At 68.0% G+C, this 20,247-nt stretch carries 21 protein-coding genes; 9 read left to right on the top strand and 12 right to left on the bottom strand.

Going from position 1 to position 20,247, the window contains the following annotated elements; all coding sequences use genetic code 11:
* Positions 1-7 precede the first annotated feature (7 nt).
* Positions 8-580: a xanthine phosphoribosyltransferase gene (locus H165_RS0114690; protein WP_017939702.1), complete on the top strand. Its 573-nt coding sequence runs from the start codon at positions 8-10 to the stop codon at positions 578-580.
* 90 nt (positions 581-670) lie between these two features.
* Here the strand turns inward: H165_RS0114690 and H165_RS0114685 are convergent, their stop codons facing one another.
* From H165_RS0114685 to dadA, 5 genes are all read right to left on the bottom strand, one after another.
* Positions 671-1,093, bottom strand: a complete 423-nt coding sequence (locus tag H165_RS0114685) for a c-type cytochrome (RefSeq protein WP_026146652.1) — start codon at positions 1,091-1,093, stop codon at positions 671-673.
* A 179-nt stretch (positions 1,094-1,272) separates the two neighbouring features.
* A complete protein-coding gene (locus tag H165_RS0114680; RefSeq protein WP_017939700.1) occupies positions 1,273-1,821 on the bottom strand; it encodes a cupin domain-containing protein in 549 nt (182 codons plus the stop codon).
* Between the two features lie 214 nt (positions 1,822-2,035).
* Positions 2,036-3,103, bottom strand: coding sequence for an alanine racemase (gene alr / locus H165_RS0114675; protein WP_017939699.1), 1,068 nt, complete (start codon positions 3,101-3,103; stop codon positions 2,036-2,038).
* A 96-nt stretch (positions 3,104-3,199) separates the two neighbouring features.
* The gene (locus H165_RS0114670; protein ID WP_017939698.1) at positions 3,200-3,553 is read right to left on the bottom strand and encodes a RidA family protein; all 354 of its coding nucleotides are present in this window, start codon (positions 3,551-3,553) and stop codon (positions 3,200-3,202) included.
* The gene (dadA, locus tag H165_RS0114665) at positions 3,528-4,826 is read right to left on the bottom strand and encodes a D-amino acid dehydrogenase (RefSeq protein ID WP_017939697.1); all 1,299 of its coding nucleotides are present in this window, start codon (positions 4,824-4,826) and stop codon (positions 3,528-3,530) included. The genes H165_RS0114670 and dadA overlap by 26 nt, the downstream gene beginning before the upstream one ends.
* A 155-nt stretch (positions 4,827-4,981) precedes the next feature.
* Between dadA and H165_RS0114660 the strand changes: the two genes are divergently transcribed.
* On the top strand, positions 4,982-5,470 hold the full coding sequence (locus H165_RS0114660) for an Lrp/AsnC ligand binding domain-containing protein (RefSeq protein WP_017939696.1): 489 nt from the start codon (positions 4,982-4,984) through the stop codon (positions 5,468-5,470).
* A 110-nt stretch (positions 5,471-5,580) separates the two neighbouring features.
* Positions 5,581-6,912, top strand: coding sequence for an NAD(P)/FAD-dependent oxidoreductase (locus H165_RS0114655; RefSeq protein ID WP_017939695.1), 1,332 nt, complete (start codon positions 5,581-5,583; stop codon positions 6,910-6,912).
* 24 nt (positions 6,913-6,936) lie between these two features.
* On the opposite strand, the gene H165_RS0114650 is transcribed toward H165_RS0114655, so the two are convergent.
* Entirely contained in the window at positions 6,937-8,094 is a 1,158-nt protein-coding gene (locus H165_RS0114650; protein ID WP_017939694.1) for an MFS transporter, read from the bottom strand.
* 103 nt (positions 8,095-8,197) lie between these two features.
* Positions 8,198-9,703, bottom strand: a complete 1,506-nt coding sequence (locus H165_RS0114645) for an aldehyde dehydrogenase (RefSeq protein ID WP_017939693.1) — start codon at positions 9,701-9,703, stop codon at positions 8,198-8,200.
* A gap of 221 nt (positions 9,704-9,924) precedes the next feature.
* Between H165_RS0114645 and H165_RS0114640 the strand changes: the two genes are divergently transcribed.
* Positions 9,925-10,287 (top strand): cupin domain-containing protein, encoded by a 363-nt coding sequence (locus H165_RS0114640; protein ID WP_017939692.1) that lies wholly within the window; start codon positions 9,925-9,927, stop codon positions 10,285-10,287.
* A 121-nt stretch (positions 10,288-10,408) separates the two neighbouring features.
* Here the strand turns inward: H165_RS0114640 and rpmG are convergent, their stop codons facing one another.
* Positions 10,409-10,564 (bottom strand): 50S ribosomal protein L33, encoded by a 156-nt coding sequence (gene rpmG / locus H165_RS0114635; protein WP_012703270.1) that lies wholly within the window; start codon positions 10,562-10,564, stop codon positions 10,409-10,411.
* Between the two features lie 10 nt (positions 10,565-10,574).
* Entirely contained in the window at positions 10,575-10,811 is a 237-nt protein-coding gene (rpmB, locus tag H165_RS0114630; RefSeq protein WP_026146651.1) for a 50S ribosomal protein L28, read from the bottom strand.
* 323 nt (positions 10,812-11,134) lie between these two features.
* Between rpmB and H165_RS0114625 the strand changes: the two genes are divergently transcribed.
* The gene (locus H165_RS0114625; RefSeq protein ID WP_017939690.1) at positions 11,135-12,715 is read left to right on the top strand and encodes an ABC transporter substrate-binding protein; all 1,581 of its coding nucleotides are present in this window, start codon (positions 11,135-11,137) and stop codon (positions 12,713-12,715) included.
* Here the strand turns inward: H165_RS0114625 and radC are convergent, their stop codons facing one another.
* Positions 12,716-13,390, bottom strand: a complete 675-nt coding sequence (gene radC / locus H165_RS0114620) for a RadC family protein (RefSeq protein WP_017939689.1) — start codon at positions 13,388-13,390, stop codon at positions 12,716-12,718.
* Between the two features lie 144 nt (positions 13,391-13,534).
* On the opposite strand from radC, the gene coaBC reads away from it, so the two are divergent.
* From coaBC to argB, 4 genes are all read left to right on the top strand, one after another.
* Positions 13,535-14,743 (top strand): bifunctional phosphopantothenoylcysteine decarboxylase/phosphopantothenate--cysteine ligase CoaBC, encoded by a 1,209-nt coding sequence (coaBC, locus tag H165_RS0114615; RefSeq protein WP_017939688.1) that lies wholly within the window; start codon positions 13,535-13,537, stop codon positions 14,741-14,743.
* A 7-nt stretch (positions 14,744-14,750) separates the two neighbouring features.
* Complete coding sequence (gene dut / locus H165_RS0114610) at positions 14,751-15,206, top strand: dUTP diphosphatase (RefSeq protein WP_017939687.1); 456 nt, start codon at positions 14,751-14,753, stop codon at positions 15,204-15,206.
* 1,237 nt (positions 15,207-16,443) lie between these two features.
* Positions 16,444-17,841, top strand: a complete 1,398-nt coding sequence (gene algC, locus H165_RS19835) for a phosphomannomutase/phosphoglucomutase (RefSeq protein ID WP_211206292.1) — start codon at positions 16,444-16,446, stop codon at positions 17,839-17,841.
* A 27-nt stretch (positions 17,842-17,868) separates the two neighbouring features.
* Positions 17,869-18,774 (top strand): acetylglutamate kinase, encoded by a 906-nt coding sequence (argB, locus tag H165_RS0114600; RefSeq protein WP_017939685.1) that lies wholly within the window; start codon positions 17,869-17,871, stop codon positions 18,772-18,774.
* Positions 18,775-18,975: 201 nt separating this feature from the next.
* Here argB and H165_RS0114595 read toward each other — a convergent pair whose 3' ends face one another.
* Both H165_RS0114595 and pyrE read right to left on the bottom strand, forming a co-directional pair.
* A complete protein-coding gene (locus H165_RS0114595) occupies positions 18,976-19,563 on the bottom strand; it encodes a DUF4124 domain-containing protein (RefSeq protein WP_017939684.1) in 588 nt (195 codons plus the stop codon).
* 21 nt (positions 19,564-19,584) lie between these two features.
* Complete coding sequence (gene pyrE, locus H165_RS0114590) at positions 19,585-20,226, bottom strand: orotate phosphoribosyltransferase (RefSeq protein ID WP_017939683.1); 642 nt, start codon at positions 20,224-20,226, stop codon at positions 19,585-19,587.
* Positions 20,227-20,247 lie beyond the last annotated feature (21 nt).

The following is a 20,247-nucleotide window of genomic DNA, read 5'->3' as shown; positions in this document are numbered from 1 at the left end:
ACAAAGCGTGGAAGCGCTGAAACAGAAGATTCGTGAGGAGGGCATCGTGCTCTCCGACCAGGTGCTGAAGGTCGACGCCTTCCTCAACCACCAGATCGACCCGGCCCTGATGCAACAGATCGGCCACGAGTTCGCCGAGCGTTTCCGCGGCCAGGGCATCACCAAGATCGTCACCATCGAGGCCTCGGGCATCGCCCCGGCGGTGATGGCCGGCCTGGAGCTGGGCATCCCGGTGATCTTCGCCCGCAAGTTCCAGTCGCTGACCCTGAAGAGCGACCTGCTGATCTCCAAGGTGTTCTCCTTCACCAAGCAGACCGAGAGCACCATCGCCATCTCCGCGCGGCACCTGAGCAGCACCGACCACGTGCTGGTGATCGACGACTTCCTCGCCAACGGCCACGCCGCCAAGGCGCTGATCGACCTGATCCAGCAGGCCGGGGCGAGCGTCGCCGGGATCGGCATCGTCATCGAGAAGTCCTTCCAGGACGGCCGCGCCCTGCTGGAGCGCGAGGGCTACCGGGTGGAATCCCTGGCCCGGGTGCGCTCGCTGGCCGATGGTCAGGTGCACTTCCTCGACTGACCCGCGCGGGCCGCAGGCGCTACGGCCCCAGGGCGGATCCCAGGCATGAAAAAACCGCCCGAAGGCGGTTTTTTCGTCGGAAGGCGTCGGTCAGAGACCGGACATCTTCTTGATGGCGGCGAGCAGCTCGTCGTCCGAGCAGTCCGCGCAGGTGCCTTTCGGCGGCATGGCGTTGAGACCGGCGACGGCGCTGGCCACCAGCCCCTCTACACCGCCCTTGCCGTCGGCACGACCTTTCCAGGCTGCGCTGTCGCCGATCTTCGGCGCGCCCAGCAGGCCTGCGCCGTGGCAGGCGTTGCAGTGCTTGCCGATGATGTCGTCGGCGCTACGGTTGCCGCCGCCGGCAGCCGCCGCCACGGCGCCGACGCCCTGGCATTCCTGACCCTGGATACACACTTCGCCGACCGGCTTGAGACGCTCGGCAATGGCCTCATCGGTCGTGGCCTGAGCAGACACTGCCCACAGGGCCATCACGGCAACCGGCGCCGCCAGCATTTTGCTAATTGGATTCACGGTACACCCTCATCGTGGCTAGTCACGCCCGCGGCCACGGTTTCGCGAGCGGGCGACAGTATAGCGGCAAGCCTGCCTGGCCGGAATAACCAGATTGTCGCAGGAATTCCGTCCGGGGCCCCGGGCAGATGGTGCACAGGCGCCTCAGTACTGCTCCGGGGAGTGCGGCTTGCCGCGGCCTAGAAATTTGCCGGCGTGGTGGCGCTGATCAGCCGTGCCGGCACGTCGAACGGATTGCGGAAGCGGTGCGGCTTGCTGCTTTCGAAGTAGTAGCTGTCGCCCGGCTCGAGGATGTACACCTCGCTGCCGACGGTCAGCTCCAGGCGGCCCTCGATGAGCATCCCGGCCTCCTCGCCGTCGTGGCTGTACATCTCGTCGCCGGTGTCGCTACCCGGCGGGTAGGTCTCGTCGAGGAAGGAGATGGCCCGGCTCGGATGCGCCTTGCCGACCAGCTTCATGGTGATGGCGCCGCTGCAGATGTCGGTGAGTTCGGCGGCCCGGTAGACCACCTGGGTGTGGCTTTCCTGCTCCAGGTCGAGGGAGAAGAATTCCACCAGGGACATGGGAATGCCGCTCAGCACCTTCTTCAGCGAACTGATGGAGGGGCTGACGCTGTTCTTCTCGATCATCGAAATGGTGCTGTTGGTGACGCCCGCACGCTTGGCGAGCTCACGCTGGGAAAGGCCTTTCAGCTTGCGGATGGATTGCAGTCGAACGCCGACGTCCAATGGCGGGTTCCTCCTCTGGGAACGGGACTTGAGTGCCGGAGTATCATGGCAACGGCGTTCAGAATTTTCAACACGCCGGCGACCAATGTCGCGAAAACACCCCTCCAAACGAGTAACTTTCTCGCGAAAGCCTTGTTCTAGAGGGGTTTTATCGGTTTCCGCTCATTTTTCTGAGCGCTTTGCCCTGTTTCGGGAGATGCCCGCGGGCGCCGCCTCAGAAGTAGCTCAGCGGCACCCGGCGCAGGTTGCAGAAGATCTGGTAGGGGATGGTTCCGGCGCAGGTCGCTACCTCGCTGGCCGGCACCTGCTTGCCCCACAGCTCGACGCGGCTGCCCAGGCCAGCCTGGGGCAGGTCGGTGAGGTCCACGGTGAGCATGTCCATGGACACCCGGCCGATGATCCGGCTCGGCTGGCCGTCGATGGCCACCGGGGTGCCGGTCGGCGCATGGCGCGGATAGCCGTCGGCGTAGCCCATGGCGACCACCCCGACGCGGGTCGGCCGCTCGCTGACGAAGCGCGCGCCGTAGCCCACCGGCTCGCCGGCCGGCAGTTCGCGGACGCTGATGATCTTCGACTCCAGGGTCATCACCGGCCGCAGGCGCTCGGCCAGCGGGTGCGGCTGCGCGAAGGGAGTGGCGCCGTAGAGCATGATGCCGGGACGCACCCAGTCGCTGGGGATCTCCGGCCAGCCGAGCAAGGCCGGCGAGTTGCGCAGGCTGATCTCGGCGGAGAGGCCCTGGGCGGCCTGCTGGAAGGTCACCAGCTGTTCGCGGCTGCGCGAACAGTCCAGCTCGTCGGCGCGGGCGAAGTGAGTCATCAGCACGATGCGCGCCACCTTGCCGCTGGCTTCCAGGCGGCGGTAGGCGGCCTGGTACTGCTCGGGATGGAAGCCGACCCGGTGCATGCCGGAGTCGAGCTTCAGCCAGATGGTCAGCGGCCGGCGCGGGCGGGCCTGTTCGACGGCCGCCAGCTGCCAGGGTGAATGCACCACGCACCACAGGTCGTGGCGATCGATCAGCTCCAGCTCGCCAGCCTCGAAGAAGCCCTCGAGGAGCAGGATCGGCTTCTGGATGCCCGCCTCACGCAGCTGCAGGGCCTCCTCGATGCAGGCCACCGCAAAGCCGTCGGCCTCGCCCTGCAGCGCCTCGGCGCAGCGCACCGCGCCGTGCCCGTAGGCATCCGCCTTGACCACTGCCAGGGCGCGGGCGCCGGAGAGTTCGCGGGCCAGCCGGTAGTTGTGACGCAGGGCTTGCAGATCGATCAGGGCACGGGCGGGACGCATGGCTATATCACTACTTCGTCATTCTGATGGAAGCGGCCGCGGCGTAGCGCGGCCGGAGGGCAGGCCAGCCCGGCGCAAGTACCGGGCTGGTAGGAGTCACTTGAGCGCGGCGACCACGGTGATTTCCACCAGGACTTCGGGCGCATACAGCTTGGCTTCGACGCAGGTGCGCGCAGGCGCGGTACCCGGCACCAGCCAGGCGTCCCACTCGGCATTCAGCCCCGCATAGTGGGCGGCGATGTCCTTGAGGTAGACGGTCGCCGAGAGGATCCGCGACTTGTCGCTGCCGGCCTCGGCCAGCAGGCGCTCGATGCTGGCCAGGGTCTCGCGAGTCTGCTGGCGGATGTCGCCGCTCAGGTCGTCGGCCAGTTGGCCGGCCAGGTAGACAGTGCCGTTGTGAATCACCGCCTCGCTGTAACGGGTCTCAGTGTGCAGGCGCTGGATGGCCATGGGCCGAGCCCTCCTTGCAGTTGCCGTAACGGAAGATGTCCAGGCCCTCGGTGCTGATCTGCGGCCGGCGGCTCGCCATCAGGTCGGCGAGGTAGCGGCCCGAGCCACAGGCCATGGTCCAGCCAAGGGTGCCGTGGCCGGTGTTGAGGAACAGGTTGCGGTACGGCGTGGCGCCGACGATCGGCGTGCCGTCCGGGGTGGCCGGGCGCAGACCGGTCCAGAAGGTGCCCTGGGACACGTCGCCGCCTTCCGGGTAGAGGTCGCGGGTGATCATCTCCAGGGTCGCCCGGCGCTTCGGGTTCAGGCTCAGGTCGAAGCCGGCGATCTCCGCCATGCCGCCGACCCGGATGCGGTCGTCGAAGCGGGTGATGGCCACCTTGTAGGTCTCGTCGAGGATGGTCGAGGTCGGCGCCATCGCCGGGTTGCTGATCGGCACGGTCAGCGAGTAGCCCTTCAGCGGGTAGACCGGCAGCTTCAGGCCCAGCGGCTTGAGCAGCTGCGGGCTGTAGCTGCCGAGCGCCAGCACGTAGCGGTCGGCGGTCTCCAGCTTGCCGTTGATCCACACCCCGTTGATGCGGTCGCCGGCTACGTCGAGGCGCTCGATGGTCTGCCCGAAGCGGAACTCGACGCCCAGCTTGGCAGCCAGTTCGGCCAGGCGGGTGGTGAACATCTGGCAATCGCCGGTCTGGTCATTGGGCAGGCGCAGGGCGCCGGCCAGCTTGTGGACGACCTTGGCCAGGGCCGGCTCGACACGCACGATGCCGTCACGGTCGAGCACCTCGTAGGGCACCCCAGAGGCTTCCAGCACGGCGATGTCCTTGGCCGCGGCGTCCAGCTGCTGCTGGGTACGGAACAGCTGGGTGGTGCCCAGCTGGCGGCCTTCGTAGGCGATGCCGGTCTCGGCGCGCAGCTCGTCCAGGCAGTCACGGCTGTACTCGGAGAGGCGCACCATGCGCTCCTTGTTCACCGCGTAACGGGCCGCGGTGCAGTTGCGCAGCATCTGCCACATCCAGCGGTACTGGTCGAGGCTGGCGGTGAGCCGGATGGCCAGCGGCGCATGTTCCTGGAGCAGCCACTTGATGGCCTTCAGCGGCACGCCGGGGGCGGCCCAGGGCGAGGCGTAACCGGGCGACACCTGGCCGGCGTTGGCAAAGCTGGTTTCCAGGGCCGGCCCCGGCTGGCGGTCGACCACGACCACTTCGAAACCGGCCCGGGCGAGATAGTAGGCGCTGGCGGTGCCGATCACACCGCTGCCGAGAACCATCACACGCATCGTCTTCTCCTCGCCGCGATAATACGCTGGCGTTTGTTATCTAGGCATGAGATACGCGCAGTATATGAATCCCAATCCAGTGCTTTTCACTATTGTTACGGCTATATTTGGTGAGATTCACCGTTAAAAATCCCTTTCATGGAGTGGCAGCCATCATGCGTACCCAGCACCAGAGTCGCCGCGAGCTGGACAAGATCGACCGCAACATCCTCCGCATCCTCCAGCAGGACGGACGCCTGTCCTTCACCGAGCTGGGCGAACGCGTCGGCCTGTCCACCACCCCCTGCACCGAGCGGGTCCGCCGCCTCGAGCGCGAAGGCATCATCATGGGCTATTCAGCGCGCCTCAACCCGCACCACCTGAAGGCCAACCTGCTGGTCTTCGTAGAAATCAGCCTAGACTACAAGTCCGGCGACACCTTCGAGGAATTCCGCCGCGCCGTGCTCAAGCTGCCCCACGTGCTGGAGTGCCACCTGGTGTCCGGCGACTTCGACTACCTGATCAAGGCGCGGATCAGCGAAATGGCCAGCTACCGCAAGCTGCTCGGCGACATCCTCCTCAAGCTGCCCCACGTGCGCGAATCCAAGTCCTACATCGTCATGGAAGAGGTGAAGGAAACCCTCGCCCTGCCGGTGCCGGACTGAGCCTGCGACCGCCGCCGGACGCGGCGACCGGCGGCCGGTGACTTGTGGCCGGACGACGGCCCGCATATGCTCCGTTCAATTTCCAAAACACAACAAGCAGGATTCCGCACATGAACGCCCGCGTTCACCGCCCCGTGCACAGCGACCAGCACGCGCCCTCCTACTACGCCGCCACCGCCAACCGCCAGCTCGACTACCCGCCCCTGGCCGGCGAGCAGTTGGCCGACGTGTGCATCGTCGGCGGCGGCTTCTCCGGTCTGAACACCGCCATCGAGCTGGCCGAGCGCGGCTTCTCGGTGGTCCTCCTGGAAGCCCGGCGGATCGGCTGGGGAGCCAGCGGACGCAACGGCGGCCAACTGATCCGCGGTGTCGGCCACGACCTCGACCAGTTCGCCAACCTCATCGGCGCGGACGGCGTGCGCGAGCTCAAGCTGCTCGGCCTGGAGGCGGTTGAGATCGTCCGCCGGCGCATCGAGCACTTCGCCATCGACTGCGACCTGACCTGGGGCTACTGCGACCTGGCCAACACCCCGAAGCACTTCGAGGGCTTCCTCGAGGATCGCGAGGAGCTGCGCGCACTCGGCTATCGCCACGAGCTGCTGGTGGTCAAACCCGACGAGATGTACCGGGTAGTCGGCTCCGACCGCTACTGCGGCGGCCTCATCGACATGGGCTCCGGGCACCTGCACCCGCTCAACCTGGCCCTCGGCGAGGCCGCCGCGGCCGAGTCCCTGGGCGTGCGGCTGTTCGAGCACTCGCCGGTGACGCGCATCGACTACGGTCCGGAAGTCAGGGTGCACGCGGCCCAGGGCTGGGTACGGGCGAAGACCCTGGTGCTGGCCTGCAACGCCTACCTGAACGACCTCAACCCCGAGCTGGGCGGCAAGGTGCTGCCGGCCGGCAGCTACGTGATCGCCACCGAACCGCTTGGCGAGGCCCGCGCGCGCAGCCTGATCCCGCAGAACATGGCGCTCTGCGACCAGCGCGTGGCCCTCGACTACTACCGCCTGTCCGCCGACCATCGCCTGCTGTTCGGCGGCGCCTGCCACTACTCCGGGCGCGACCCCAAAGACATCGCCGCCTACATGCGGCCGAAGATGCTCGCGGTGTTCCCGCAGCTGGCCGACGTGCGCATCGACTTCCAGTGGGGCGGGATGATCGGCATCGGCGCCAACCGCCTGCCACAGATCGGCCGTCTCAAGGACCAGCCCAACGTCTACTACGCCCAGGCCTACGCCGGCCACGGGGTGAACGCCACCCACCTGGCCGGGCGGCTGCTCGCCGAGGCCATCGCCGGCCAGGAAAGCCGCGGCTTCGAGCTGTTCGCCCAGGTGCCGCACATCACCTTCCCCGGCGGCAGGTACCTGCGCTCGCCGCTGCTCGCCCTGGGCATGCTCTGGTATCGCCTCAAGGAGCGCCTGGATCTGGCCCTGTCGCACTGAGCGGCAGGGTCGAAGCCCGGCAGTTCAGCCGCCCGGCCGCGCCTCGGCCAGCGGCACGCTGAAGGCGTCACGGCGCCAGGCCAGGCAGACGAAACCGAAGGCCCCGGCAGCCATCAGCAGCGGCAGGGCATGGCTGCTCAGCCACTGACTGGCGGCACCGGTGAACAGCGGGCCGATCAGGCAGCCGGTGCCCCACAGCTGGGCGACGTGGGCATTGGCGCGCACCAGGGCGTCGTCGCGGAAGCGCTCGCCAATGAGGATCAGCGCCAGGGTGAACAGGCCACCGGCGCTGGCCCCGAACAGCACCAGCAGCGGCCAGGCCAGCGGGCCGTGGAGCAGCAGCGGCAGAGCCAGGCTGGAGCCCAGCAGGACCAGCCCGCAGGCGCGGAACAGCGCGGAGCGCGACAGCCGGTCGGCCAGCCAGCCGATTGGCAGCTGCAGGGCCGCGTCGCCGACCACCACCACGCCGACCATGGTCAGCGCCAGCTGTTCGGCGAAGCCCTCGCGCAGCAGGTAGACGGGCAGCAGGGTCAACACCATGGCCTCGAAGGCGGCGAACAGGGTCACCGCCCAGGCGATCGCCGGCAGCTGGCGGCAGAAGGCCAGCAGGCCGCGCCCCGCGCCGCCGTGAGCCTCGGTCCTGGGCGCCCCCGTGCGGCCGAGCAGCACCAGGGAGCCACCGACCAAAAGCGCCGTGCCGACCCAGAAGCCCAGGTCGGTGCCGCTGCCGATCGCGCCCAGGAGCAGCGGCCCGGCCAGTTGGCTAAGCGCGTAGCCGGTGCCGTAGAGGGCGACCAGGCGGCCGCGCCACTGCTCGACGGCCAGCTGGTTGATCCAGCTCTCGCCGAGGATGAACACCACGGTCAGGGCCACTCCGATCACCAGGCGCAGCGCCAGCCACAGCCAGTAATGCGGCAGCAGGGCGAGCAGCGCCACCGAGACGGCGCTGAACAGCAGGCATGCCTGCATCAGCCGGGTGGTGCCGAGGATTGCCGCCCAGCGGCTGGCCACCAGGGCGCCGAGCAGCACGCCGAGCGCCGGGGTGGCGGCCATCACGCCGATGGCGAAGCCGCCATAGCCCCAGCTCTCCAGGCGCAGGGAGACCAGCGGCATGGTCACCCCGAGGGCCAGGCCGATGCTGATCACCGCCGCGCACACGGCGAAATAGGTTTTCCAGGCCATGGCAAGATTCGCTCCCGAACGACGAGCAGCCACGGCCGGCAGGCACAGACGGCGTTCGCGCCGCCTGCGGCAGCCGGCCGTGGCCGCGCCGACTAGCGGAGGATCACAGCTTGATCCAGGTGGCCTTGATCTCGGTGTACTTGTCGAAGGCATGCAGCGACTTGTCGCGGCCGTTGCCCGACTGCTTGAAGCCGCCGAACGGCGCGGTCATGTCACCGCCGTCGTACTGGTTCACCCACACGCTGCCGGCACGCAGCGCCCGCGCCGTGCGGTGCGCCCGGGACAGGTCGCGAGTCCACACCGCCGCCGCCAGACCGTAGATGGTGTCGTTGGCGATGCGGATCGCCTCTTCCTCCGTCTCGAACTCGATCACCGAGAGCACCGGGCCGAAAATCTCCTCGCGGGCGATGCGCATGGCGTTGGTCACCCCGTCGAACAGGGTCGGCTCCACGTACACCCCGCCGGTCTCCTCCAGGGTGCGCTTGCCGCCAAGCAGCAGGCGGGCGCCGTCGGCATGCCCGGCCTCGATGTAGCCGAGCACGGTGTTCAGTTGCTGGCTGTCCACCAGGGCTCCGACGTTGGTCGCCGGGTCCAGCGGGTGGCCCGGCTTCCAGGCCTTGAGCGCCTCTACCACCAGGGGCAGGAGCTCATCCTTGATGGATTTTTCCACCAAGAGGCGCGAGCCGGCGGTGCACACCTCGCCCTGGTTGAAGAAGCCGAGCACCAGCCCCTCGGCGGCCTTCTCGATGAACGCCGGCTCGGCCTGCATGATGTCCTCGAAGTAGATGTTCGGGCTCTTGCCGCCAGCTTCCAGCCAGACGCGCTTCATGTTCGATTCGCCGGCGTAGACCATCAGTTGCTTGGCCACCCGGGTCGAGCCGGTGAACACCAGGGTGTCGACGTCCATGTGCAGGGCCAGAGCCTTGCCCACGGTATGCCCGTAACCGGGCAGCACGTTGAATACCCCGGCGGGAATGCCCGCTTCGCTGGCCAGCTGGGCCAGGCGAATGGCGGTCAGCGGAGACTTCTCCGAGGGCTTGAGGATCACCGAGTTGCCGGTGGCCAGCGCCGGGCCGAGCTTCCAGCAGCTCATCAGCAGCGGGAAGTTCCACGGCACGATGGCCGCCACCACGCCCACCGGCTCGCGGGTCACCAGGCCCAGCTCGTCGTGCGGGGTGGCCGCCACTTCGTCGTAGATCTTGTCGATCGCCTCGCCGCTCCAGCGAATCGCCCGCGAGGCAGCCGGCACGTCGATGCCCAGCGAGTCGCTGATGGGCTTACCCATGTCCAGCGTTTCCAGCAGGGCCAATTCCTCGCCGTGGGCGTCGATCAGCTCGGCGAAGCGGATCATGATCTGCTTGCGTTTGACCGGCGCCAGGCGCGACCACACCCCAGCCTCGAAAGCGGCCCGCGCCGCGGCCACCGCACGGTCGGCGTCCGCACCATCGCAGCTGGCCACCTGGCCGAGCAGCCGGCCATCCACCGGGCTTATGCACTCGAAGGTCGCCCCCGAGGCGGCGGCGGTGTATTCGCCCTGAATGTAGGCGCGGCCCTCGATCTCCAGGGCCTGGGCGCGGCGTTCCCAGTCGGCACGGGTCAAGCTGGTCATGGGGATTTCCTCATTGTCTTGTTGTGGTGGCGGCCCGGAAAGCGGCCGCCCGAATTCGGATGAGGCCTGAACGGCCGATTCGTCCAACACTAAACCAGCGCCCGACGGCTTTTCAATATTTTTGACAAAGCACCGCTCACGGCCTTGTCATGTGCGTTTTTTTAAACATAGACTGCCGGCTTCCGACGCCCATACCAATCGCCAACAATGCAGGCATCGTCATGAACATCCAGCAGATCGTCGATTTCGCCCAGGCCGACACCCCCACCGAGTACTACCGCCCGGCAGCGGATAAGATCCTCAAGGGCGACCCCGAGCAGAGCGTGCGCAACCACTACTCGAGCCCCTGCGGGCAGTTCAGCAGCGGCAGCTGGGAAGGCGCGGCGGGGCTGTGGAAGGTGAACTACACCGAGCACGAGTACTGCGAGATCCTCCAGGGCGTCTCGGTGCTGACCGACCGCGAGGGCAACAGCAAGACCCTGCGCGCCGGCGACCGCTTCGTGATTCCCGCTGGCTTCCAGGGCACCTGGGAGGTGCTGGAGCCGACCCGCAAGGTCTACGTGATCTTCGAACCGAAGGCCTGAACCGCTTCACTCTCCCCGCAAGACCTCGACCCGCCTGGTGCGGGTCTTTTCTTGCCGGCCCAAAGATCGGACAGAAAAAAACCCGCACTCAGGCGGGTTTCTTTCGTGGGAGGCCGATCAATTACTTGATCTTGGCTTCCTTGTAGATCACGTGCTTACGCACGACCGGATCGTACTTCTTAATCTCGATCTTGTCGGGGGTGGTGCGCTTGTTCTTGTCGGTGGTGTAGAAGTGGCCGGTACCGGCGCTGGACACCAGACGGATCAGTTCACGCATGATTGTCTCCTTAAACCTTCTCGCCGCGAGCGCGCAGCTCAGCCAGCACGGCGTCGATACCGCGCTTGTCGATCACGCGCATGCCCTTGGCGGAAACGCGCAGACGCACGAAGCGTTTTTCCGACTCGACCCAGAAACGGTGATACTGCAGGTTCGGCAGAAAACGACGACGGGTTTTGTTGTTCGCGTGAGAAACGTTGTTCCCCACAGCCGGACCCTTACCGGTCACTTGACAGACTCTCGACATACCTCAGCCCTCTAAACCACATGCCCAACCCGGCATGGGTTGGCCGCTTGAACTCAATGTCATTGGCGCGCTGCGCCGCGTTTCCTGGGGTCTTACCGGCTTCCTGAACCAGCATGGCAACCGGGCCCCGAGAAAAGAGCGCTGCTTTATACCAGAAAGGCCCACGGGCAACAAGAATAACCTTGCGCCGCGACTGGACCGGCGCGACGGAATGCGCCCGACACCGGCCCGCGTCCGGATCGTCGTCCGTCGCCGCGCTGCCGTTGTCCCGGGGCGCGCCTTGGTCTAGGGTAGGCCGCTCAGTCCGACAGGAGTCCTGCTTCATGCGCCTCGCCGCCCTGCCCCTGCTGTTGTTCGCCCCGCTGATCGCCCAGGCCGCCGCGCTCAGCATCTGTACCGAAGCCAGTCCGGAAGGCTTCGACGTGGTGCAGTACAACTCACTGACCACCGCCAACGCCTCGGCGGACGTGCTGATGAACCGCCTGGTGGAGTTCGATGCCGCCAGCGGCCAGCTGGTGCCCAGCCTGGCGGAAAGCTGGGAAGTTTCCGCGGACGGGCGCAGCTATCTGTTCCGCCTGCGCCCCGGGGTGAGGTTCCAGCGTACCGCGTGGTTCACCCCGAGCCGCGAGCTGAACGCAGAGGACGTGCTGTTCAGCTTCCAGCGCATGATCGACCCCACGCATCCCTGGCACGCGAGCGCGCCGAACGGCTACCCGCACGCCCAGTCCATGCAACTGCCGGCGCTGATCGAGGCTATCGAGGCCCCCGACCCGCTCAGCGTGCGCTTCACCCTGGCTCACCCGGACGCCACCTTCCTGGCCACCCTGAGCATGGGCTTCGCCTCCATCTATTCCGCCGAGTACGCCGCCCAGCTGCTCGCCGCAGGCACCCCGGAGAAGCTCAACAGCCAACCGGTGGGCACCGGCCCCTTCATCCTCAAGCGCTACCAGAAGGACGCCCTGGTCCGCTACGTGGCCAACCCCGAGCATTTCGCCGGCAAGCCGGCAGCCGACGCCCTGATATTCGCCATCACCCCGGACGCCAACGTGCGCCTGCAGAAGCTGCGCCGCGGCGAGTGCCACATCGCCCTGTCGCCCAAGCCGCTGGACGTGCAGGCCGCGGCCAAGGACCCCAGCCTGCAGGTGCTGGAAACCCCGGCGTTCATGACCGCCTTCGTGGCCCTGAACAGCCAGCACCCGCCGCTGGACGACCCCAAGGTGCGCCAGGCGATCAACCTGGCCTTCGACAAGGCCAGCTACCTGAAGGCGGTGTTCGAGGAAGGCGCCACCCCGGCCGACGGTCCCTTCCCGCCGAACACCTGGAGCTACGCCGGCGAGCCGCCCGGCTACCCCCACGACCCCGAGCGGGCCCGCGCCCTGCTCGCCGAGGCCGGCCTGGCGCAGGGCTTCAGCACCACCATCTGGACCCGCCCGTCGAGCAGCCTGCTCAACCCCAACCCCAGCCTGGGCGCCCAGCTGCTGCAGGCCGACCTGGCCGACGTGGGCATCCGCGCGGAGATCCGCGTGGTCGAGTGGGGAGAGCTGATCCGCCGCGCCAAGGCCGGCGAACACGACCTGCTGTTCATGGGCTGGGCCGGCGACAACGGCGACCCGGACAACTTCCTCACCCCGCAGTTCTCCTGCGCGGCGGTGCAGTCCGGCACCAACTTCGCGCGCTACTGCGACCCGGCCCTCGACCGACTGATCGCCGCCGGCAAGCGCAGCACCGACCGCGAAGAACGCAGCCGCCTATATAAGGAAGCGCAGGCGATCATCCGCGCGCAGGCGCTATGGCTGCCCCTGGCCCATCCCCAGGCCAGCGTGCTGGCCCGCAAGGAAGTCAGCGGCTACCAGGTCAGCCCCTTCGGCCGCCAGGACTTCGCCAAGGTCGCCGTGAAACGCTGATCACAGCCAGCCCAGCTCGGCCATGGACTGGGGCTCGCCGTCGCCGACCACGAAGTGGTCCAGCAGGCGCACGTCGATCTGCGCCAGCAGCTCCTTGAGGCGGCGGGTCAGCTGCAGATCCGCCTGGCTGGGCTCGGCGACGCCCGAGGGGTGGTTATGGGTGAGGATCAGCGCCGCCGCGTTGTGGTGCAGGGCCCGCCTGATCACCTGCCGGGGATAGACGCTGGCGCCGTCCACGGTGCCGCGGAACAGCACCTCGAAGGCCAGCACCCGGTGCCGGGCGTCGAGGAACAGGCAGCCGAACACCTCGTGGGGCTCGTGGCGCAGGCAGGCCTTGAGGTAGTCGCGCACCGCCTGCGGCGATTCCAGCGCGGATTCCCGGCGCAGCCGCTCGGCCAGATGGCGGCGGGCCATTTCCAGCACCGCCTGGAGCTGCGCGTACTTGGCCGCGCCGAGGCCCAGATGGCGGCTGAAGGTGGCCAGGTCGGCCTCCAGCAGCGCGCGCAGGCTGCCGAACTCGGCGAGCAGCTGGCGAGCCAGGTCCACCGCGCTGCGCCCAGCCACCCCGGTGCGCAGGAAGATCGCCAGCAGCTCGGCGTCGCTCAGGCTGGCCGCCCCCTGGGCCAGCAGTTTTTCCCGCGGGCGCTCGGCCGCGGGCCAATCGCGAATGCTCATCGTCGTACCCTCCCTGGGAATGCCCTGCGCCCGCTGCTCCCCTGCGGGCGCTGTGCTATCGTAGCCGCTCTTTTTTCCAGCGGCGACCGGCCTGGGCAGGCAGCGTCGGCGAACTTTCCACCATCTGTTTTTTAAGGCAATGCTATGCAGCGCTTGTATCGGAAACGCATCGTCCTCGGCGTGGGTGGCGGCATCGCTGCCTACAAGAGCGCGGAGCTGATCCGCCGACTGCGCGACCAGGGCGCCGAGGTGCGCGTGGTCATGACCCAGGGCGGTCGCGAATTCATCACCCCGCTGACCCTCCAGGCGCTGTCCGGCCATCCGGTCCACCTCGACCTGCTCGACCCTGCCGCCGAGGCGGCCATGGGCCACATCGAGCTGGCCCGCTGGGCTGACCTGGTGCTGATCGCCCCGGCCACCGCCGACCTGCTGGCGCGCCTAGCCCAGGGTCTGGCCAACGACCTGCTGACCACCCTGGTGCTGGCCACCGACGCCCAGGTCGCCCTGGCCCCGGCGATGAACCAGGCGATGTGGCGCGATGCGGCCACCCAGGCCAACCTCGAACTGCTCAGGCAGCGCGGCATGCTGGTGTTCGGCCCGGCCTCAGGGGCCCAGGCCTGCGGCGACGTCGGCCTCGGCCGGATGCTCGAGCCCGACGACCTCGCCCTGCTCGCCGCCGACTGCTTCCAGCGCGGCAGCCTCGACGGCAGACACGTGCTGATCACCGCCGGGCCGACCCAGGAGAACATCGACCCGGTGCGCTACATCACCAACCACAGCTCCGGAAAGATGGGCTTCGCCCTCGCCGAGGCGGCCGCCGAGGCCGGTGCTCGGGTCACCCTGGTGAGCGGCCCGGTGCATCTACCGACCCCCGATCGGGTTACCCGCATCGATGTGGTCAGCGCCCGCGACATGCTCGCCGCCTGCGAGGCCGCAATGCCCTGCGACCTGCTGATCGCCGCCGCCGCGGTGGCCGACTACCGCCCCGAGGTGGTCGCCCCGCAGAAAATGAAGAAGGACCCGACCAGCGGCGAGGGCCTGCTCCTCCAGCTGGTGCGCAACCCGGATATCCTCGCCACCCTGGCCGGCCGCCCGGACCGCCCGTTCAGCGTCGGCTTCGCCGCGGAGACCGAGAACCTCCTCGACTACGCCTCGCGCAAGCTGCGCGACAAGAACCTCGACCTGATCGTCGCCAACGACGTGGCCAACCCGAGCATCGGCTTCAACAGCGAGGAGAACGCCATCACCATCATCGACCGCGCGCAGCAGCAGATCAGCTTCGCACAGACCAGCAAGGGCAAGATCGCCCGCCAACTGATCGCCTTCATCGCCGACCGCCTCAACCAGGCCTGAGACCACCATGCACTCCCTGCAAGCCAAGATCCTCGACCCTCGCCTCGGCCGCGATTTCCCGCTGCCGCAATACGCCACGCCGGGCTCCGCCGGGCTCGACCTGCGCGCCATGCTCGACCGCGACACCCTGGTCGAGCCCGGACAGACCCTGCTGATCCCCACCGGCCTGGCCATCCACATCGCCGATCCGGGCCTGGCCGCGCTGATCCTGCCCCGCTCCGGCCTCGGCCACAAGCACGGCATCGTGCTCGGCAACCTGGTCGGGCTGATCGACTCCGACTACCAGGGCGAACTGATGGTCTCCTGCTGGAATCGTGGGCAAAGTGCCTTCACTATTGCCGTGGGCGAGCGCATCGCCCAGCTGGTGCTGGTCCCGGTGGTCCAGGCGCACTTCGACCTGGTCGATGAGTTCCACGCCAGCGAGCGCGGCGCCGGAGGTTTCGGCCACTCCGGCAGCCACTAAGGCCCACTGCGTCCCCGTTCAGGATGAATCGTCGAGGAGACACCGCGTGAAACTCTTCAAGCGCGCCAACCAGGAACCGGCCCCCATCAATCCCGAACAGCCCCAGACGGAACCCCGCCGCACCGACTTCCCGGCCCTGCTGCCGGGCCTCGGCGCCGGCCTCGTCGGCCTGCTCGCCGCCGCCGCGCTGCTCTGGTTCGGCGCCCTGCAGAGCCAGCAGGCCGAACAGCGCCAGCGCCTCGCCGAAGCCTGGGGCGGCAGCCAGGCCGGAGCCCTGCAGCAGGCCCTCAGGCAGCTACAGGCCGACACCCAGGCCGCCGCGGCCGACCCGCAGCTGCTGCATGCCCTGCACAGCGAGGATGGCGAGCAGCTGCGCGCCGCCGAGCGCAGCCTGCGGCACTGGGACGGGGTGCTGGGCGCACGCCTCAACCTGCGCGGACAGGCCACCCAGGACAGCCACGGCGCGGTGCCGGTGAACTTCGCCGCCCTCGACCTGATCCGCCGCGCCGAGAACGGCCAGATCCCCGCCCCGGAGGCCTACCGGATCGGCGAGCGCTGGCTGGTCTACAGCGTCGCCCCGCTGCACGCCGCGGACGGCGAGCCACCGGTCGGCACCCTGCTGCTCGGCGTCGACCTACAGCGCCTGCTGGCCAGCCTGCCGCCACTGCCCGCCGGGGTCGGCCAGCTGCAGCTCGCCCAGCAGTTCGCCAACGGCCCGGCCCAGCTGCTCAGCCAGCGCGGCGAGGCGGCCGACGCCCCACCCCTGCCGCTGAACAGCGGCAACCCCAACTGGCAGCTCAGCTTCACCCCCGGCAGCGCTCTGGCGCATGACGGCGTGCCGCTCTGGGTGCTGGCCTCGGCCATCCTGCTGGCACTCAGCGGCCTGCTGCTCGGCCTGCTCCTAGTACAGCGTGCCCAGCAGCGCCGCCTGAACGATGACGTCGAGCAGCTCGGCCAACTGCTCCGCGAACTCTCCAGCGGCAAGAGCGTCAAAACCTTCAGCCTGCGCCTGCCGGAGCTCAACGCCCTGGCGCAGAGCCTGGCACGCCTGCCACGCCCCGCCGCTGCCGCCGCCAATGGCAACGGCGCCATCAAGAGCGCAACCAGCAGCGAAGCGGCGCCCCCCGCACCGGCCCGCGACAGCGAGCTGAGCGCCCCGCTATTTCAGGACACCGATATCCTCGATATCGACATTCTCGACGAAGACCAGGATCTCCTGGGACTGGAGCAAAACCCCATGGCCGATGACGCCATCACCCCCCCCAAACTGCCCGCCAGCATCTTCCGCGCCTACGACATCCGCGGAGTGGTCGGCGACACCCTGACTCACGAAACCGCCTACTGGATCGGCCGCGCAGTCGGATCCGAGAGTCTCGCCCGCGGTGAGCCCTGCGTCGCGGTCGGCCGCGACGGCCGCCTGTCCGGCCCCGAGCTGGTCCAAGCGCTGATCCAGGGCCTGGTCGACACCGGCTGCCAGGTCAGCGACGTCGGCATGGTGCCGACCCCAGCGCTCTACTACGCGACCCATGTCCTGGAAGGCAAGTCCGGGGTGATGCTCACCGGCAGCCACAACCCGCCGGACTACAACGGCTTCAAGATCATGATCGCCGGCGACACCCTGGCCAACGAGCAGATCCAGGCGTTGCGCCAGCGCATCGAGCACAACGACCTGGTCAGCGGCGTCGGCAGCGTCGAGCAAGTCGACATCCTCGAGCGCTACTTCAAGCAGATCCGCGACGACATCGCCCTGGCCAAGCCGCTGCGCGTGGTGGTGGACTGCGGTAACGGCGTCGCCGGGGTGATCGCCCCGCGCCTGATCGAGTCCCTGGGCTGCAAGGTGATCCCGCTGTACTGCGAGGTAGACGGCACCTTCCCGAACCACCACCCGGACCCGGGCAAGCCGGAGAACCTCCAGGACCTGATCGCCAAGGTCAGGGAGGAGCAGGCCGACCTCGGCCTGGCCTTCGACGGCGACGGCGACCGCGTCGGCGTGGTGACCAACGAGGGCACCATCATCTACCCCGACCGCCTGATGATGCTGTTCGCCAAGGACGTGGTGTCGCGCAACCCCGGCGCCGACGTGATCTTCGACGTCAAATGCACCCGCCGCCTGGGCGCGCTGATCAGCGGCTACGGCGGCCGCCCGGTGATGTGGAAGACCGGCCACTCGTTGATCAAGAAGAAGATGAAGGAGACCGGCGCGCTGCTGGCCGGCGAGATGAGCGGCCACATCTTCTTCAAGGAACGCTGGTTCGGCTTCGACGACGGCATCTACAGCGCCGCCCGCCTGCTGGAGATCCTCAGCCTCGACAAGCGCGACGCCGAGCACGTGTTCTCCGCCTTCCCGGTGGACGTTTCCACCCCGGAAATCAACATCCAGGTCACCGAAGAGAGCAAGTTCCGCATCATCGAGCGCCTGCAGCATTCCGGCGAATGGGGCGAAGGCAGCGTGACCACCCTGGACGGTGTACGCGTCGATTATCCCAAGGGCTGGGGCCTGGTGCGCGCCTCCAACACCACCCCGGTGCTGGTGCTGCGCTTCGAAGGCGACACCCAGGCGGAACTGGAGCGCATCCGCGAGCTGTTCCGCACCCAGCTGCTGGCCGTCGACCCCAGCCTCAATCTGCCGTTCTGATCCCTATCCGTTCCTCTGGAGCCCCGAATGACCCTCGATCGTGAAGCCGCCACCAACATCGCCCAAGTGCTTTCCGAAGCGCTGCCGTACATTCGCCGCTTCGTCGGCAAGACGCTGGTGATCAAGTACGGCGGCAACGCCATGGAAAGCGACGAACTCAAGGAAGGCTTCGCCCGTGACATCGTGCTCATGAAGGCGGTGGGCATCAATCCGGTGGTGGTCCATGGCGGCGGCCCGCAGATCGGCGACCTGCTCAAGCGCCTGTCCATCGAGAGCCGCTTCATCGACGGCATGCGGGTCACCGACAGCCAGACCATGGACGTGGTGGAGATGGTCCTCGGCGGCCAGGTCAACAAGGACATCGTCAACCTGATCAACCGCCACGGCGGTAGCGCCATCGGCCTGACCGGCAAGGACGCCGGACTGATCCGCGCCAAGAAGCTCAAGGTCACCCGCCAGACCCCGGAAATGACCCAGCCGGAGATCATCGACATCGGCCAGGTCGGCGAGGTCACCGGGGTCAACGTCGGGCTGCTGAACATGCTGGTCAAGGGCGACTTCATCCCGGTGATCGCCCCCATCGGCGTAGGCGCGGACGGCGAGTCCTACAACATCAACGCCGACCTGGTGGCCGGCAAGGTGGCCGAGGCACTGCAGGCCGAGAAGCTGATGCTGCTGACCAACATCGCCGGCCTGCTGGACAAGCAAGGCAAGGTGCTGACCGGCCTGTCCACCGCCCAGGTGGACGAGATGATCGCCGACGGCACCATCTACGGCGGCATGCTGCCGAAGATCCGCTGCGCCCTGGAAGCGGTGCAGGGAGGGGTGACCAGCGCGCACATCATCGACGGGCGGGTGCCCCACGCGGTGCTCCTGGAGATCTTCACCGACAGCGGCGTCGGCACCCTGATCTGCAATCGCAAGAAGGCCTGAGCCCGGGCGCATGGCTGGCTTCCGCTTCGCGCGGCCCCAGCGGGGGCAGTGGGAGAAAACCGGCCGCGCGGCAGCACCTGCAACGACCACGGACAGGTCTGCGCTACGCCACGATGGCTGAGCGCGAGCATTCGACCGTTCGTGCGCGGAAAGGGCCGTACCGCCCACCCGAGGGTGCGGTCAGCCCGAGGCATGTGGGGGTCAGCGGTTGCCGAGCAGCTCAAGCAGCCGCTGGCGGTCGGCGTCGAAGCTCACTTCCGCATCGGCACGGGCCTTGCGGTAGCGCTCGATGTCGCGCAGGGTGTGCGCCTGCTCGGCCTTGAGGTTCTCGATCTGCGCCACTAGGTGCGCCGGCACCTCGCGGCCGGCACGCTCATGGTCGGCGGCCTGGCTCTGCAGGTTGGCTTGCTGGGTGCGCAGTGACTGCAGGTTGCCGCTGGCCACGCTGATCAGTCCGTCGAGTTCCGCCAGCTTGCGCGCCTTGGCGCGCTCGACGTCCTCCGCCGAGCTGTACAGGCGCAGCAGCTGGGCGTCGGAGCGCTCGCGGGCCTTCTCGGCCAGGCGCCGCTGCATCTCCTCGGGACTCGGCGCCGGGGGAATCACCCGGATCACCCGGCCCTGCTCGTTGAGCACCTCGTAGCCCTTGGCGACGTACTGCGGCGGGACGCCCTGGCGGTCGAGCACCACCACACCCTTGTCGTTCACGTAGCGATACAGCTCGGCGGCCTGGCCCGCCAGTGGCAACAGCGTCCCCAACAACGTCACGCACAGCGAAGCCGGTTTGAGCATGGACGATTCCCGTCGGCGAAGTTAGATCCCGTACTGGTCGCGGTACGCCTGTACCGCCGGCAGATGCCGCTTCAGCTCGGCATCCTCGGAAAGATACTCCAAGACTTGTGCCAACGAGACGATGCTGATCACAGGCATGCCGAAATCCCGCTCGACCTCCTGGATCGCCGACAGCTCGCCCTGGCCGCGCTCCTGGCGGTCGAGGGCGATCAGCACGCCGGCCGGCTGGGCCTGCTGGGCGCGGATGATCTGCATTACCTCGCGAATCGCGGTGCCGGCGGTGATCACGTCGTCGATGATCAGCACACGCCCTTCCAGGGGCGCACCGACCAGGGTGCCGCCCTCGCCGTGATCCTTGGCCTCCTTGCGATTGAAGCACCAGGGCAAGTCGCGGCCGTGCTTGTCGGCCAGCGCCACGGCGGTGGCCGCGGCCAGCGGGATGCCCTTGTAGGCCGGACCGAACAGCACGTCGAAAGCCACGCCGCTGGCGATCAGCGCCTCCGCGTAGTACTGGCCGAGGCGGGCCAAGGCGGCGCCGCTGTTGAACAGCCCGGCATTGAAGAAATAGGGGCTGACGCGCCCGGACTTGAGGGTGAACTGACCGAAACGCAGCACCCCGCGCTCGATGGCAAAACGAATGAAGTCGCGCTGATACGCCTGCATGAAAAGCCCCGGACGGCACGG

This window comes from Pseudomonas thermotolerans DSM 14292 (assembly GCF_000364625.1).
GTDB lineage: Bacteria > Pseudomonadota > Gammaproteobacteria > Pseudomonadales > Pseudomonadaceae > Aquipseudomonas > Aquipseudomonas thermotolerans.
This window is presented reverse-complemented; position numbering and strand designations above follow the sequence as displayed.

Excerpts from the sequence above, each read along its gene's own strand:
- algC (WP_211206292.1), top strand. The coding sequence starts at position 16,444 with ATGGCCGATGACGCCATCACCCCCCCCAAACTGCCCGCCAGCATCTTC.
- H165_RS0114655 (WP_017939695.1), top strand. The coding sequence starts at position 5,581 with ATGAACGCCCGCGTTCACCGCCCCGTGCACAGCGACCAGCACGCGCCC.
- rpmB (WP_026146651.1), bottom strand. The coding sequence starts at position 10,811 with ATGTCGAGAGTCTGTCAAGTGACCGGTAAGGGTCCGGCTGTGGGGAAC.
- dadA (WP_017939697.1), bottom strand. The coding sequence starts at position 4,826 with ATGCGTGTGATGGTTCTCGGCAGCGGTGTGATCGGCACCGCCAGCGCC.
- coaBC (WP_017939688.1), top strand. The coding sequence starts at position 13,535 with ATGCAGCGCTTGTATCGGAAACGCATCGTCCTCGGCGTGGGTGGCGGC.
- rpmG (WP_012703270.1), bottom strand. The coding sequence starts at position 10,564 with ATGCGTGAACTGATCCGTCTGGTGTCCAGCGCCGGTACCGGCCACTTC.
- argB (WP_017939685.1), top strand. The coding sequence starts at position 17,869 with ATGACCCTCGATCGTGAAGCCGCCACCAACATCGCCCAAGTGCTTTCC.
- H165_RS0114650 (WP_017939694.1), bottom strand. The coding sequence starts at position 8,094 with ATGGCCTGGAAAACCTATTTCGCCGTGTGCGCGGCGGTGATCAGCATC.
- H165_RS0114660 (WP_017939696.1), top strand. The coding sequence starts at position 4,982 with ATGCGTACCCAGCACCAGAGTCGCCGCGAGCTGGACAAGATCGACCGC.
- H165_RS0114640 (WP_017939692.1), top strand. The coding sequence starts at position 9,925 with ATGAACATCCAGCAGATCGTCGATTTCGCCCAGGCCGACACCCCCACC.
- pyrE (WP_017939683.1), bottom strand. The coding sequence starts at position 20,226 with ATGCAGGCGTATCAGCGCGACTTCATTCGTTTTGCCATCGAGCGCGGG.
- radC (WP_017939689.1), bottom strand. The coding sequence starts at position 13,390 with ATGAGCATTCGCGATTGGCCCGCGGCCGAGCGCCCGCGGGAAAAACTG.
- H165_RS0114625 (WP_017939690.1), top strand. The coding sequence starts at position 11,135 with ATGCGCCTCGCCGCCCTGCCCCTGCTGTTGTTCGCCCCGCTGATCGCC.
- H165_RS0114670 (WP_017939698.1), bottom strand. The coding sequence starts at position 3,553 with ATGGCCATCCAGCGCCTGCACACTGAGACCCGTTACAGCGAGGCGGTG.
- dut (WP_017939687.1), top strand. The coding sequence starts at position 14,751 with ATGCACTCCCTGCAAGCCAAGATCCTCGACCCTCGCCTCGGCCGCGAT.
- H165_RS0114595 (WP_017939684.1), bottom strand. The coding sequence starts at position 19,563 with ATGCTCAAACCGGCTTCGCTGTGCGTGACGTTGTTGGGGACGCTGTTG.
- H165_RS0114645 (WP_017939693.1), bottom strand. The coding sequence starts at position 9,703 with ATGACCAGCTTGACCCGTGCCGACTGGGAACGCCGCGCCCAGGCCCTG.
- alr (WP_017939699.1), bottom strand. The coding sequence starts at position 3,103 with ATGCGTCCCGCCCGTGCCCTGATCGATCTGCAAGCCCTGCGTCACAAC.